Genomic DNA, 13,739 nt, shown 5'->3' with positions numbered 1-13,739 from the left:
CCATGTCCGCCCCCCTCGACCGCCTCAAGGCCATCATGGTGCGGCTACGCGACCCGGAGCGCGGCTGCCCGTGGGATGTGGAGCAGACCTTCGCCACCATCGCCCCCTACACACTGGAAGAGGCCTATGAGGTAGCCGACGCCATCGACCGCGGCGACTTCGACGACCTCAAGAGCGAGCTCGGCGACCTGCTGTTCCAGGTCGTGTTCCACGCCCGCATGGCCGAGGAGCAGGGCCTGTTCGCCTTCGACGACGTGGCCACGGCCATCGCCGACAAGCTGGAGCGTCGGCACCCGCATGTGTTCGGTGACGAGGCGGCGAAAGCCGACGGGACCGCCCAGAAGCTGCGCTGGGAGGACCTCAAGGCCGCCGAGCGTCAGGCGAAGGCCCAGACCGGGGTGCTGGACGACGTACCGGTCGGCCTGCCGGCCCTGCACCGCGCCGCCAAGCTCACCAGGCGCGCCGCCCGCGTCGGCTTCGACTGGCCCTCCACCGACGAGGTCTTCGCCAAGCTGGAGGAGGAGATCGGCGAGCTGAAGGCCGAGATCGCCGCCGGCGACGCGGCGAAGGCGGCGGAGGAGATGGGCGACCTGCTGTTCGTCGTCGCCAATCTGGCCCGCAAGCTGGGGGTCGAGCCCGAGGACGCCCTGCGCGGCGCCAACGCCAAGTTCGTCCGCCGCTTCCACTTCATCGAAGCCGAGCTGGCAAAGGGGGGACGGACCCCGGACCAGTCCGACCTGACCGAGATGGACGCCCTGTGGGACGCCGCCAAGGCGGCGGGGCTGTAGCGGCCCCTCCACCGCTTCGCGGTCCCCCTCCCCACTGCGTGGGGAGGAAAAGCGTTCTCCTCCCCATGAAATGGGGAGGTGGCCCGGCGTGAAGCGACGGGACGGAGGGGCCCTTCGGGGGGGAACAGCCCTACCTGAACTTCCGCAGGCCCCGCGGGCCCTGGCGGCCGGCGGCGGCGCGCTTGCCGAGCCAGTCCTTCCAGTCGGGCCAGTTGCGGCGGCGGCCGCCGCCGTCGACCCACTCGGGTCCCGCCTCGGCGGAGAAGACCGCCACGTCGGCAAGGCCGCCCGACTTGAACGCCTGCAGCTTGACCCCCTTGCCGCGGCCCATCTCGGGCAGTTCGGCGATCGGGAAGATCAGCGCCTTGATGTTCTCGCCGATGGTGGCGACGTGGTCGCCGGCGACCCGCAGGAAGGCAAGCATCTCGCCGTTCAGCACCTGCTTGCCGCCGCGCTTCTGGGCGATCAGCTCGTCCTCGGGCGCGACGAAGCCATAGCCGGCCTTCGACGCCACCAGCACCTTCGCCCCCGGCTGGTGCGCCAGCACGCCGACGATCCCGGCGCCCTCCTCCAGATCGATCATCAGACGCAGCGGCTCGCCGTGCCCACGCCCGGAGGCGAGCTTGTCCGCCGGCACGGTGAACACCCGCCCGTCGGTGGCGGCGATCAGGATCTTGTCGGTCGTGAAGGCCGGGACCAGCCAGCCCAGCTGGTCGCCCTCCTTGAACTTCAGCTCCGACGGATCGTCGACCTTGCCCCTGGCCGCCCGGATCCAGCCGCGCTCGGACAGGATCACGGTGATCGCCTCGCGCGGGATGAAGGCTTCGACCGGCGCCAGGCCGGAGACGTCGACCGGCTCGCCGATGGTCGTGCGGCGCGGCGAGATCAGCGCCTTGCGCACATCCTCCAGCCCGACCGAGATCAGCTTCGACTGCTGCGCCGGCGAGGCGATCATCGCCTTCAGGCCCGCAAGTTCCTCGGACAGCGCCTTGAATTCCGTCTCGATCGCCAGCTCTTCCAGCCGCGCCAGCTGCCGCAGACGGGTGTCGAGGACGAAGTCGGCCTGCAGCTCGGTCAGGCCGAAGCGGGCGATCAGCACCGCCTTGGGCTGCTCCTCCTCGCGGACGATGCGGATCACCTCGTCGAGGTTGAGGAAGACGATGCGCAGGCCTTCCAGCAGGTGCAGGCGCTTCTCGATGCGCTCGATGCGCCACTGGCCGCGCCGGATCAGCACCTCGCGCCGGTGGGCGATGAAGGCCTCGAGACAGGCCTTCAGCCCCAGCACCCGCGGCGTGCCCGTGCCGTCCAGCACGTTCATGTTGATCGGGAAGCGGATCTCGAGGTCGGAGAGCTTGAACAGGCTCTCCATCAGCACCTCGGGCTCCACCGTGCGGCTGCGCGGCTCCAGCACCAGCCGGATGTCCTCAGCCGACTCGTCGCGCACATCGGCCAGCAGCGGGGCCTTCTTGTTCTCGATCAGGTCGGCGAGGTCGGCGATCAGCTTCGACTTCTGCACCTGGTAGGGAATCTCGGTGACGACGATGCGCCACAGGCCCCGGCCGAGGTCCTCGGTCTCCCAGCGGGCGCGCAGGCGTACGCCGCCGCGGCCGGTCTCATAGGCCTCGAGGATCGAGGCGCGGCTCTCGACGGCCACGCCGCCGGTCGGGAAATCCGGGCCCGGCACGCGCTCGACCAGCTCGACCGTCGTGGCCGCGGGATTGGTCAGCAGCAGCTGGCAGGCGTCGATCAGCTCGCCGGCGTTGTGCGGCGGGATCGAGGTGGCCATGCCCACGGCGATGCCCGAGGCGCCATTGGCCAGCAGGTTGGGGAAGCCGGCCGGCAGGACCACCGGCTCCTCGTCCTGGTCGTCGTAGGTGGGCCGGAAGTCGACCGCATCCTGGTCGATGCCCTCGAGCAGCAGCTGCGCCGCCGGCGTCAGCTTGCACTCGGTGTAGCGCATGGCGGCGGGGTTATCGCCGTCGATGTTGCCGAAGTTCCCCTGCCCGTCGACCAGCGGATAGCGCTGCGAGAAGTCCTGGGCGAGACGCACCAGGGCGTCGTAGATCGAGGCGTCGCCGTGCGGGTGGTAGCCGCCCATGACCTCGCCGACCACCTTGGCGCACTTGCGCGCCGCCGCCTGCGGGTTCAGGCGCATCTGGTGCATGGCGTAGAGGATGCGGCGGTGCACCGGCTTGAAGCCGTCGCGCACGTCCGGCAGCGCCCGGTTGGTGATGGTCGACAGGGCATAGGCGAGATAGCGCCGCGACAGCGCCTCGCTCAGCGGCTCCTCGACGATGCGCCCGCCCTCGGGCGGAGAGGTGTGAACGGTCATGCGACTTCGAATCGGGGAGTTCGGGGCCAGAGTCCAGCGGCGACCGTCGGGGACGACGGGGTGAAGAGCGCCAGTGAGCAAGGTGTGAGCAAGGCGCGATCGCCGACGTCAGCGGCAGCGGCTCACCTCTTGCTCACTAGCACTCTTCACGCCCCCTACAACCGCCCCGCCTCGCCCAGCTTGTCGATCATCCACACCCGCGCCGGCGGCAGCGGCCGGTTCAGGGCGTGGAAGACATTGCGCTCGAGGAAGTGGCCGGTCAGGGCGAAGCCGGCCCCGACGTCGCCGTCACCCAGCCCCGCTTGGGCGCCGAGCAGGAAGCCGGGCAGCGGCAGCAGGCGGTCAGCATAGGGGGCGCCGGCCTCGCGGCTGACAGCCCGGCCGGTGCGGGGGCTGACCCAGGCGAGGTCATCCGTTGCGCCCGTGGCCCCGCAGCGGCTCAGGTCCATCCCGAAACCGAGCGCCTCCAGCAGCCCCGCCTCGAACCGCACGAACACCGCCGGCCACACGTCCGGCACGGCGAAGGCCGCCATCAGCGCCTCGAAGCCGTAGAAGGCCCCGGGATGCGGCTCGCGCTCGGGCAGGGCGCCCTGGGCCACCGCGGCGGCGGCGGCCAGACCGGTCAGGGCCAGCGGATCGTCGAACAGGGCCGCCGGCCCCTCCCCCACCGGCTCGAGACGGGCGGCGCCCAGCTGCTCGGATGTGCGGGCGCGGAAGTCGGCCACGACCCTCGCGCCCGACTGCAGGAAGGGCTTCATGCGGCGTGACGCCCCGCCGGCCACATAGGCCGCGACCCGGCCGTGGGCCTCGGTCAGCAGATCGACCACAGCCCCGGTATCGCCATGCGCCCGCGCCGACAGGACAAAGGCGTCGTCCTGGAACTCCATCACGGCGTGGCGTCGCCCCGGATCACCTCGACCACCGCCCGCGCCCGGCCATTGGGCACGGCGAAGCTGAGGACGTACTGCTCGATCTTCCAGCCCTCGTCGGTCAGGCGCAGCACGCCGGAGCCGCGCGTCTCGCCATAGCTGGCGTTGCTGAGCCGCTCCTCAAACCACGCGATGCAGCGGCACGGGATGTCGGCGACGGTGATGGTGCGGTCAGTGGCCGGATAGGACCAGCCGCGCCCCCGGGCGAACACGGGCGCGGCGTAGGCGCGGAACTGCTCCAGCGTCCAGTGCTCGCTCGCATCGGTCCCGACGAAACGCGCGTCCGGCGTGAACAGGGCGAAATAGGCGTCGCCATCCGCCGCCGAGGAGGCCGCATTCAGGGCGTCGAGCACCGCTGCGACCTCGGCTTCGGCCGGGTCGGGCGGCGGCGCGGTCTGGAGCGACAGGGCGACAGCGAGGGCGACGATCATCCCGCAAGCCTAGGCTCACCCATCGCTTTCGGGAACCGGGAAGGTGGTGGCCGACAGCGCCTGCGCCGCCGCCATCAGATTTCGGGCGGCGTTGCGGCCGACCCGGTCCGAATAGTCATGGCCCCTGTCCGTCTCGGTGTAGTCCGGCCCGACCCCCGGCCCGAGGTGCCAGTAAGTCCAGCTGTGGCCGGGAATGGTGAAGCCGATATCGATCAACGCCTGGCTGACGGTGCCGACGATGTGGTGGGCGCCGTCCTCGTTGCCGGTGATGACCACGCCCGCGACCTTGCCGAAGGCGACCGGACGACCCGTGTCATCCGTCTCCGAGATCAGGGCGTCCATCCGCTCCAGCGCGCGCATGCAGACGCTGGACTGCTGGCCCAGCCAGGTCGGAGTGGCGATGACAACGATGTCGCTGGCGAGGATCTTCTTGTGCACCGCAGGCCAGGCGTCGCCCTCGCCCATGTCGCGCTCGACCCCGGGGCGGATGTCGAGATCGACGAGCCGCACCAGATCCGTCTCGACGTTCGCCTTTTGGAACTGGTCGATGAGCACCTGGGCCAGCGCTTCAGTGTTCGAGGTCGCCGGCGACGGCTTGAGGGTGCAGTTCAGGACGAGGGCGCGCATGGGTCACTCCATTCGGGGAGTGAAGGAAAAGCGCGGCGCCCTCGCCTGTTCCGGCCGGACGCGGACGGGCGGCTGCGCCGGAGGCGCGCAGCCGCCCGCAGCCTTCAGAAGTCGAACCGCGCCGACAGGGACACGGTGCGGCCATTGGCGGCGCGCCCGCGGCCCACGCCATTGGCCGGCACGGACACATTGGTGATCTCGTACCAGGCCACCTCGTCAAACAGGTTGTTGGCGAGGAGCATGAGCTGCAGCCGTTCGATCGGACGGTACTGCACGAAGGCGTTGACCAGGGTGTAGCCCGGGACCTTCAGGACATTGACGTCGTCGGACCAGCTGCTCGTCGCCCCGATGAGGTTGGCGCCGACAGTGAAGTCCCGGGTTTCGTAGCCGGGCGTGGCCTGGAAGATGAAGTCCGGCTGGCGGCGCGGCGTCATGCCGGCCACCGCGGCATTGGCCCGGTCGTTGACGATCTCCGCCTGGGTCCAGGTCACGCCGCCGGTAAAGCTGAAGCCGCCCCGGCGCCAGGTGCCCTCGGCCTCGACGCCATAGGCAGTGTATTCCCGGTCCGTGGTGATGGCGCCGGCCTGGACATTGGTGTCCTCGGTATCGGCGGAGAAGCCCGTCACATTGAACGTCAGGCTCGGCGTCCGGTACTTGAAGCCGCCCTCCAGCTGCTCGACGACGTCGTAGCCGTCCTCCGGGTCGGGCATGGTGCCGTCCACCATGCTGACCTTGCTGGAGAACAGCACCTTGTCCGCCGCCGCCCGCGCGCCGCGGCTGTAGCGGGCGAACAGGGCGAAGGGCTCGGCCACCCGGTAGGTGACGCCGGTGGAATAGCTCAGATAGTCGTAGTCGTAGTCGACCGGCGCGGGTCGATCGAGCGGGGTGAAGGCGGTGCGACCCTCGGCGAACGAGATGACCCCGTCGCCGTTGAAGTCCGTGGGCAGGATGCCCACGCGCCCGCCGCCGAGATCGGCGCCAAACAGCTCGCCGCTGACCTGACCGGTATCGTAGCGCAGGCTGGCGCCCACCGAGAAGGCGCCGAAGCGGTAATTGAGCGAGCCGTAGGGCGCGGCGATCTCGTACTGGACGTCATAGCGGCGGCGGAAGAAGGCGGTGGGACCGGACCGGTTGAAGCCCAGATAGCCGTCCTGGGACCGGGCCACGCCGCCGGCGTCGGTGTAGTTGATCAGGGCCGACTGCCCATCCGCGGCCACATCCTGCAGATGGTTCGAATAGAGCCAGTCGCTGCGATAGTTCTGCCGCGAATTGTAGAGCCCGCCGGTCAGGGTCAGCTCGCCGCCGGACAGGGTGAAGGCCCGGGTGGCGCGCAGGTCGCTTATGAGGTTGCCGAGATCGCTGGAGTCGATCCGGTTCAGGGCCGAAGCGACGATCAGCCCATTGCCGTTGATCGAACCGAGGTTGGTCAGGACCTCACCTCGCCGGGGTCCGGTGGCGTAGGTGAAGGTTCCGGTTCCACCGCCGAGGGAGGCCGGCAGGCTGTTCCCCGAGTAGATGGCGGACACGAGATTGCGCGTCGTACCGCCCGAGATCTCCGAGTAACGGGCCCGATGCGTGATGGTCCAGTCGGCAACATCGAAGCGCGACTCGATGCCGATGGAGCGGACATTGGCGTCCTGCCCCTGGCTGAGCGGCAGGACGGCCGGGTTGTTGTCCGCGTCGAGCGTGATCAGGTTTCCAAGGTGCCCGGACAGCATCGAGTCCCGCCGGACGTCGTAACCCTCGAAACTGCCGAACACGGGGTTCTCGTTTGTGCCGGTGATCCGAACGGGCCCCCAGAGATAGTGGGGCGAACGATCGTCGAGATACTTGCCGGACAGCCGGACATAGCCGTTGGCGAAGTCCCGCGTGATGTTGAACCGGAGCTGCCCGCCCTCGTAGGCGTTGAAGCCCACGTCCCGCTGTCCCTCGCCGGTGCGGTAGAAGCCGCCGACATGGAAGCGCAGGTTGTCGCTGATGGGCGCGCCGTAATGGAAGTCCACGCGGTTGGTGTCGTAGTCGAGGCCGGTGGTCACCTGGATGGCCCCGCCGCGGACGTCGCCGGTGCGGGAGATCAGGTTGATCACGCCGCCAGGCGAGTTTGACGCGAAGGTCGAGGCCGACCCGCCGCGGATCGCCTCGATCGCAGCAAGATTGAAGTCGGCGCGGATGAAGATGTCGGCGGCGCCGTTGAAGATGTCGCCGAACTCGAGGACGGGAAGACCATCCTCCTGGATCTGCATATACTTCGAACCGCCGGAGGCCAGCGGCAGGCCGCGGATCGTGTAGGCGGAGCTGCCGTCGCCGGTCGACGACTCGGTGCGGATACCCGGGATGTTGCGCAGGATGTCGCCGAGGGAGCGGGCCCCGAGCAGCTCGATCTCGGCCTGCCGCAGCGCACTGGTCGAGGTGGCGCTGTCCAGCGGATCCCGCCCGCGAGCAACGCCGGTGGAGAAGACCTGCTGCACCGGCTGGGCGGCAGGGGTCACTCCGGGACGGGCCTGGGTGACGATGACCTCTTCGGCTACGGGAGCCGCCTCCACCGCCATCGCAGGGGCGGCAAGGGACGCGAGAACAAGCGGCGCAAGGGCCGGGAACACGGATTTCGCACTCATTGTCGTCCTCCCTGACGAACGGTGATCCGTCATTGGTCCGCCCGGGAGAGTTAATCCGGACCTAACAGAACGCCGGCCCGCCATGTATCCGCGCCCTTCACTTTGAAAATACGCGTTTCAAATAAAGGTTATCAGCGATCACACAGAAGACCGTAACAGCCCACGCACTTTCGACTTGTAGTCATGCGCACCGCGACGGTTGAGTTCCGGACGCGGAATCAATTCAGCGGCCTAGGTAATACTACGTAGATAGCCGATGTGGCCGTACCGACGACCGTCATGGGCCCCGCATCAGAAACGGCGTGACGCCGACATCCTCAGGCGATCAGCGAAAGCCCGGGATCGGCAGGCCGAGCGTCTCGGCGAGCGCCTGCTGGGTGATCAGCAGGACCTCGTCGCGCTGATGGTAGTTGTTGGTCAGCACCACCACCGTCACCTCGCTGTCGGGGTGATAGGTGACGAGGTTGCGGAACCCGGACCAGCTGCCCGTGTGATAGATTTGCTGGCCAGGCACCCCGGGCGAGACCCGGCTCCCCAGCTCGCCGATGGCCAGGCCATAGCCCCAGTCGCGCCGTCGCGTAGCGCCCGCGGACACATGGCCCGAGGTCATGGCGGCATAACCTTCCCCGGACAGCACCCGGCCGTCATGCAGGGCCCGCGTCCACAGAAACAGGTCGTCGAGATCGCCCGCCAGGGCGCCCGCCCCGATGACGATGCTCAGGTTCGGCTCGATCTGGGGCGTCAGCCCTGCCGGAAAGCGGGCGTGGCCAGTGACCACGTCCCGGGCGCGCGCGCCCTCGCCATAGCCGATGTTCAGGTTCAACGGCTGGAAGAAGGCCTCGTCCAGATAGGCCAGATAAGGCCGCCCTGAAGCCCGCTCCACCACATCGGCCAACAGGTTGTAGGCGGCGTTGTCGTAGCGGACCTTCTCGCCCGGCTGGAACTGGAGACCATAACCCGCCGAATCCGCGGTCAACTGGGACAAGGTCTTGGGGGTCACCCGCGCCAGGCCCCAGCCCGGCCGCGCCATCAGGTCGGGGATGCCGGAGGTGTGGGTCAGCAGGTGCTCCAGCCGGATACCCGCCCACGCCTCCGGGCAGGGCTGAATCCAGCGGCAGACGGGATCGCTGACCTTCAGCACTCCCTCATCCTGCAAGCGGAGGATGGCTGCCGCGGTGAACTGCTTGGAGACCGAAGCCAGCAGGAAGCGGCTGTCGAGCTTCAGCGGCGCCCCGGTCCGCACGTCCGCAGGCCCGTAGACCTGGCGGAACAGCACCTCATCGCCGCGGGCGACCAGCACGCCGCCCATGAAGCCCCGGGCGGCGGCCGCTTCCAGTCGGGCGCCGAGCAGGGGCAGCCCCGCCTCGGCGGTGAGCGGCGGACGCACGGGCGGCGCCTCGGCCGCCGCCGCCGGGGTCGCCGGGGTCACGCTCCGCACGCCGAGTGCGGCGCCCGCCCCGGCGGTCAGCATCAGGGCGATCAGGGGCAGCAGCCAGGCCCGCGGCCCCCGGCGCGGCACCTCGAACATCAGACGTCGTACTCCAGCCCGAACTGGGCGTAGAGGGCGCGGCTCTCCTGCCAGCGCGGGTCGACCTTCACCGTCAGGAACAGGTGCACCGGTCGGCCGAGGATCTCGTTCAGGTCCTCGCGCGACTTCTGGCCAATCCACTTCAGGGTCTGACCGCCCTTGCCCAGGATGATCGGCCGCTGGCTGTCGCGCTCGACATAGATGGTCTGCTCGATCCGCGCCGAACCGTCCGGCTTCTCGTCGAAGGCGGTGGTCTCCACCGCGGCGGCGTAGGGCAGCTCCTCGTGGACGCGCAGATACAGCTTCTCCCGGGTGATCTCGGCGGCCAGCACCCGCATCGGCACGTCGGCGCTCTGGTCCTCGGGATAGAGCCACGGCCCCTCGGGCATCAACCCGGCGAGGCGGGCGCGCAGGTCCTCGACCCCGTCGCCGTTGGCGGCGGAGATCATGAAGACCTCGTCGTAGACGCCGCTGTCGTAGAGGCGCTGCGACAGGCCCAGCAGGGTGTCACGGCGCAGCCCGTCGATCTTGTTGAGCGCGAGGATCACCCGGGCGCCATTGGCCTTGAGGGTCTCGATGATCGTGGCGGTGTCCTCGGCCGAGCGACGATCGGCGGCCGAGCCGGCGCGGTCCTCGGCCGCCAGCTCCGCCTGGGCGTCGACGAGGTGCACGACGGCGTCGGCCTCGCCGGCGCCGCCCCAGGCCGAGGCGACCATGGCCCGGTCCAGCCGACGGCGCGGCTTGAAGATGCCAGGCGTGTCGACGAGGACGATCTGAGCCTGCCCCGCCAGGGCGATGCCGCGCACGGGGAAGCGCGTGGTCTGGACCTTCTGGGTGACGATCGAAACCTTCGAGCCGGTCAGCCGGTTCACCAGCGTCGACTTGCCGGCGTTGGGCGCGCCAATGATGGCGGCGAAGCCGGCGCGCGTCGGGACGTCTGTTTCGGTCAAATCAGGCCTTCACGCTTGAGCAGGGCCGTCGCGGCCGCTTTCTCCGCGTCCTGACGTGATCGCCCCTCGGCGGTCAAGGGCGGATAGCCCTGCACGGCCGCCTCGACCGTGAAGGTCGGGGCGTGATCCGAACCCGTGCGTCCCGTGATCCGGTACGTGGGCAGGGGCAGGGCCTGCTTCATGGCCCACTCCTGCAGCGCCGACTTGGGGTTCACAACCGCGCGAGGCGGCGGGCTCCGGAGCATGTCGTTCCAGGCCGATTCGAACACCTGCCGTGCGGCCTCGAGCCCGCCGTCGAGGTAGAGGGCGGCCAGCACCGCCTCCATGGCGTCGCCCAACGCGCCCTCACGCCGGCGACCGCCGGACTTCGCTTCGCCGGGAGACAGCCGCAGCGCCGGGCCGATGCCAAGCGTCTCGGCGGCGCGGGCGCAGGCCGGCTTGTCGACGAGGGCGTGAAGCCGGGCGGACAGATCGCCCTCGTCCGCCTCCGGATATCGCCGCATCAGGCTTTCGGCCGCGAGCAGGCCCAGCACCCGGTCGCCGAGGAACTCCAGCCGCTGGTTGTCGGGCGGCGTCCGCGCGCCCTGCCCTGCCCCCTCGCCGACGCTCGGGTGGGTCAGCGCCTGCTCAAGCAGGGCCGGATCCTGGAAGCGATGCCCCAGCCGCTGCGTCAGGGCCGCGACGGCCTCGGCGCGGAGGTTGGTCATGCGGTCAGTCGAGGGGCTTGAAGAACCGGCTGGGCCGCAGGTTGGCGAACCAGCTCACCGGGTTCCAGAGCGAGGCGCCCGGGGACCAGGAGAACAGGATGATCTGCGCCCGGCCCACGAGGTTCTCGTCCGGCACCAGACCGACGCCGTTCATCTCGTCGACCCGGCTGTCGATGGAGTTGTCGCGGTTGTCGCCCATCATGAAGTAGTAGCCGACCGGCACCTCATAGACCGGCGTGTCGTCCAGCTCGTTGCCGGGCCCGAAGTCCTGGATGATGTAGCTGCGACCGCCCGGCAGGGTCTCGCGCAGCTGCACGGTGTCCCGCGGCCCGAACACGTCCCGCACGACCTCGCGGCTGATCTCGCGATTGTCCACCGGCTGCCCGTTGATATGCAGGCGATTGTTGATCACCTGGATGCGGTCGCCCGGCAGGCCGACCACCCGCTTGATGTAGTCGGTCCGGTCGTCACGCGGCAGCTTGAACACCACGATGTCGCCCCGCGCCGGGGCGCTGCCGAAGAGGCGGCTGTCGCCGAGGGGCAGGTTCACGGGCAGGCCGCTGGAGAACTTCGAATAGCCGTAGCTCCACTTGGACACGACGATGTAGTCGCCCTCGTAAAGGTTCGGCTCCATCGAGGCCGAGGGAATGGTGAAGGGCTGGAACAGCAGGGTGCGCAGCACCAGCGCGATCAGCAGGGCGAAGACGACCGTCTTGACGATCTCCAGCAGCTCGTTGCCGCCATCCTTGTCGCCGGCGTCTTCCTGACCCGCATCGCCCAGACGACGGTCGCCGTCGTCGAACGGGATGTCGCCCTCGTCGCTCCAGACCTTGCGGCGGTTGTCGCTGATGTGCGCGGCGGCGAGCGGCTCCGCGACCGGATCGGGCAGCGGCGCATCGGCCGCGGCCTGGCTCGAGGCGTCGCTGTGCTGGCTCTCGAGGCTGTCAGGCGTTTCCGACGCCGACGGCGACAGACCGTCCTCGTTCACGGGCTTTTGCGCGTCGCTCATGGCTTGCCTCGTCCCCCGGCCGCGTCTTCGCGGTCCTTACCGCCCGAGCGGTATAGCCTGATCATGACACGGGCAAGGCTTCGATCACCACGAAGGCGAGCGCATAGGGGTGTTCGTCGGACAGGGTCAGATGAATGCGGGCCTCGTGGCCCGGGGGCGTCAGCCGCGCCAGGTGCGCCGCCGCCGGCCCGGTCAGCTTCAGGGTCGGCTGGCCCGAGGGCAGGTTCACCACCCCCATGTCGCGCCAGTAGACGTCGCGGCGCATGCCGGTGCCGAGGGCCTTGGCGCAGGCTTCCTTGGCGGCGAACCGCTTGGCGTAGCTCCAGGAGGCGTCCGGCTTGCGGTCTGACCGGGTACGTTCCAGCTCGGTGAAGCAGCGCGCCTTGAACCTCTCCCCGAAGCGCGCCAGCGACGCCTCGATGCGCCGGATATCGGTCATGTCGGCGCCGATGCCGAGGATCACCGCGCGGGGTCCTCCTCGCGAGCCGCATCCATCAGCGCGCGCATGCGGGCGATGGCCGGGCCGAGGCCCACGAACACCGCCTCGCCGATCAGGAAGTGGCCGATGTTCAGTTCGACCACCTCCGGGATGGCCGCGATGGCGGTCACCGTATCGTAGTCGATGCCATGGCCGGCGTGGACCTCGAGCCCGAGCGCGGCGGCGCGGGCGGCTCCGGCCCGCAGGGCGTCGAGCTCAGCGGCGGCGGCGTCCTCGCGCCCCTCGCGGACGGCGTCGCAATAGGCACCGGTGTGCAACTCGACGACCGCGGCGCCGGCGCGGTGCGACGCCTCGATCTGGGCCGGGTCCGCGCCGATGAACAGCGAGACGCGCGCACCGGCCTGGCTCAGCTGGGCCACCATGGGCGTGATCCAGTTGTGGCCGCCCACGACGTCCAGCCCGCCCTCGGTGGTCCGTTCCTCGCGCTTCTCGGGCACCAGGCAGACCGCGTGCGGTCGGTGCTTAAGCGCGATGCCCAGCATCTCCTGCGTCACCGCCATCTCGAGGTTGAGCGGCCGCGCCTGGGCCCGCAGGAGGGCGGACAGGGCGTCGATGTCGGCGTCCGAGATGTGCCGCCGGTCCTCGCGCAGGTGGGCCGTGATCCCGTCCGCCCCCGCCGCGAGAGCGACCTCGGCGGCGCGCAGCGGATCGGGGTGGGTCCCGCCCCGCGCGTTCCGCACGGTGGCGACGTGATCAATATTGACGCCGAGGCGCAGCGAAGCCGGCATGGTCACCCCTTCGCCAGGCGACGGCTGCCCGGATCCTCGACCGGCAAGGCGGCCAGCTCGGGCGGCAGCTGATCCGCCGGCCAGGCCGGCACGTCCAGGGTCGCCAGGGCCACCAGCGGCACGCCCACGTCGGCGCGCCCCCCCGAACGGTCGACGATACAGGCCGCCGCCATCACCTCCCCGCCGGCGGCGCGGATCGCCGCGATGCACTCGCGCGAGCTCAGGCCCGTGGTGACGATGTCCTCGACCATCACCACGCGCTCGCCCGGCTCGACATGGAAGCCGCGGCGGAGGCGGAACTCCCCGCCCTCGCGCTCGACGTACATCGACCGGACACCGAGATGCCGGGCGGTCTCGTAGCCGGGGATGATGCCCCCGACGGCGGGCGAGATGGCGACGTCGACCGGCCCGACCGCGGCGGTGATCTTCGCCGCGAGGGCCCGGCACAGGCGCTCGCAACGGGCGCCGTCCATGAACACCAGGTTCTTCTGCAGGAACACCGGGCTGTGCAGGCCTGAGGACAGCACGAAGTGCCCCTCGCGCAGGGCGCCGGCGGCGCGGAATTCGTCGAGCACGTCGTCTGAGGTCATGACGGC

Annotated in this window: 13 protein-coding genes; 1 reads left to right on the top strand and 12 read right to left on the bottom strand. The window is 69.9% G+C overall.

What is annotated here, in order from left to right; translation table 11 throughout:
• Positions 1-2: 2 nt before the first annotated feature.
• Positions 3-788: a nucleoside triphosphate pyrophosphohydrolase gene (gene mazG, locus VGN74_RS05165; RefSeq protein WP_327446287.1), complete on the top strand. Its 786-nt coding sequence runs from the start codon at positions 3-5 to the stop codon at positions 786-788.
• A 130-nt stretch (positions 789-918) separates the two neighbouring features.
• On the opposite strand, the gene parC is transcribed toward mazG, so the two are convergent.
• From parC to pyrE, 12 genes are all read right to left on the bottom strand, one after another.
• Entirely contained in the window at positions 919-3,120 is a 2,202-nt protein-coding gene (gene parC, locus VGN74_RS05160; protein ID WP_327446286.1) for a DNA topoisomerase IV subunit A, read from the bottom strand.
• 155 nt (positions 3,121-3,275) lie between these two features.
• Positions 3,276-4,007, bottom strand: a complete 732-nt coding sequence (gene recO, locus VGN74_RS05155; RefSeq protein WP_327446285.1) for a DNA repair protein RecO — start codon at positions 4,005-4,007, stop codon at positions 3,276-3,278.
• Positions 4,007-4,480, bottom strand: coding sequence for a nuclear transport factor 2 family protein (locus VGN74_RS05150; protein ID WP_327446284.1), 474 nt, complete (start codon positions 4,478-4,480; stop codon positions 4,007-4,009). The genes recO and VGN74_RS05150 overlap by 1 nt, the downstream gene beginning before the upstream one ends.
• Before the next feature lie 15 nt (positions 4,481-4,495).
• Positions 4,496-5,107: a flavodoxin family protein gene (locus VGN74_RS05145; RefSeq protein WP_327446283.1), complete on the bottom strand. Its 612-nt coding sequence runs from the start codon at positions 5,105-5,107 to the stop codon at positions 4,496-4,498.
• Between the two features lie 104 nt (positions 5,108-5,211).
• Positions 5,212-7,722 (bottom strand): TonB-dependent receptor domain-containing protein, encoded by a 2,511-nt coding sequence (locus tag VGN74_RS05140; RefSeq protein WP_327446282.1) that lies wholly within the window; start codon positions 7,720-7,722, stop codon positions 5,212-5,214.
• Positions 7,723-8,047: 325 nt separating this feature from the next.
• Complete coding sequence (locus VGN74_RS05135) at positions 8,048-9,250, bottom strand: serine hydrolase domain-containing protein (protein WP_327446281.1); 1,203 nt, start codon at positions 9,248-9,250, stop codon at positions 8,048-8,050.
• On the bottom strand, positions 9,250-10,200 hold the full coding sequence (gene era / locus VGN74_RS05130; protein WP_327446280.1) for a GTPase Era: 951 nt from the start codon (positions 10,198-10,200) through the stop codon (positions 9,250-9,252). Before era ends, VGN74_RS05135 begins: the two co-directional genes overlap by 1 nt.
• The gene (rnc, locus tag VGN74_RS05125; protein WP_327446279.1) at positions 10,197-10,907 is read right to left on the bottom strand and encodes a ribonuclease III; all 711 of its coding nucleotides are present in this window, start codon (positions 10,905-10,907) and stop codon (positions 10,197-10,199) included. Before rnc ends, era begins: the two co-directional genes overlap by 4 nt.
• Before the next feature lie 4 nt (positions 10,908-10,911).
• Positions 10,912-11,688, bottom strand: a complete 777-nt coding sequence (lepB, locus tag VGN74_RS05120) for a signal peptidase I (protein ID WP_327446683.1) — start codon at positions 11,686-11,688, stop codon at positions 10,912-10,914.
• Between the two features lie 289 nt (positions 11,689-11,977).
• Positions 11,978-12,379: a holo-ACP synthase gene (acpS, locus tag VGN74_RS05115; RefSeq protein ID WP_327446278.1), complete on the bottom strand. Its 402-nt coding sequence runs from the start codon at positions 12,377-12,379 to the stop codon at positions 11,978-11,980.
• Entirely contained in the window at positions 12,376-13,143 is a 768-nt protein-coding gene (locus VGN74_RS05110; protein WP_327446277.1) for a pyridoxine 5'-phosphate synthase, read from the bottom strand. Before VGN74_RS05110 ends, acpS begins: the two co-directional genes overlap by 4 nt.
• Before the next feature lie 2 nt (positions 13,144-13,145).
• A complete protein-coding gene (gene pyrE / locus VGN74_RS05105; RefSeq protein ID WP_327446276.1) occupies positions 13,146-13,733 on the bottom strand; it encodes an orotate phosphoribosyltransferase in 588 nt (195 codons plus the stop codon).
• Between the last annotated feature and the right edge of the window lie 6 nt (positions 13,734-13,739).

Origin of the sequence: Brevundimonas sp. (assembly GCF_035998205.1) — a bacterium.
GTDB lineage: Bacteria > Pseudomonadota > Alphaproteobacteria > Caulobacterales > Caulobacteraceae > Brevundimonas.
This window is presented reverse-complemented; position numbering and strand designations above follow the sequence as displayed.

Bases quoted from the DNA above. Each gene is read 5' to 3' on its own strand.
- VGN74_RS05135 (WP_327446281.1), bottom strand. From the start codon at position 9,250: ATGTTCGAGGTGCCGCGCCGGGGGCCGCGGGCCTGGCTGCTGCCCCTG.
- parC (WP_327446286.1), bottom strand. From the start codon at position 3,120: ATGACCGTTCACACCTCTCCGCCCGAGGGCGGGCGCATCGTCGAGGAG.
- VGN74_RS05140 (WP_327446282.1), bottom strand. From the start codon at position 7,722: ATGAGTGCGAAATCCGTGTTCCCGGCCCTTGCGCCGCTTGTTCTCGCG.
- VGN74_RS05150 (WP_327446284.1), bottom strand. From the start codon at position 4,480: ATGATCGTCGCCCTCGCTGTCGCCCTGTCGCTCCAGACCGCGCCGCCG.
- mazG (WP_327446287.1), top strand. From the start codon at position 3: ATGTCCGCCCCCCTCGACCGCCTCAAGGCCATCATGGTGCGGCTACGC.
- pyrE (WP_327446276.1), bottom strand. From the start codon at position 13,733: ATGACCTCAGACGACGTGCTCGACGAATTCCGCGCCGCCGGCGCCCTG.
- recO (WP_327446285.1), bottom strand. From the start codon at position 4,007: ATGGAGTTCCAGGACGACGCCTTTGTCCTGTCGGCGCGGGCGCATGGC.
- VGN74_RS05145 (WP_327446283.1), bottom strand. From the start codon at position 5,107: ATGCGCGCCCTCGTCCTGAACTGCACCCTCAAGCCGTCGCCGGCGACC.
- VGN74_RS05110 (WP_327446277.1), bottom strand. From the start codon at position 13,143: ATGCCGGCTTCGCTGCGCCTCGGCGTCAATATTGATCACGTCGCCACC.
- rnc (WP_327446279.1), bottom strand. From the start codon at position 10,907: ATGACCAACCTCCGCGCCGAGGCCGTCGCGGCCCTGACGCAGCGGCTG.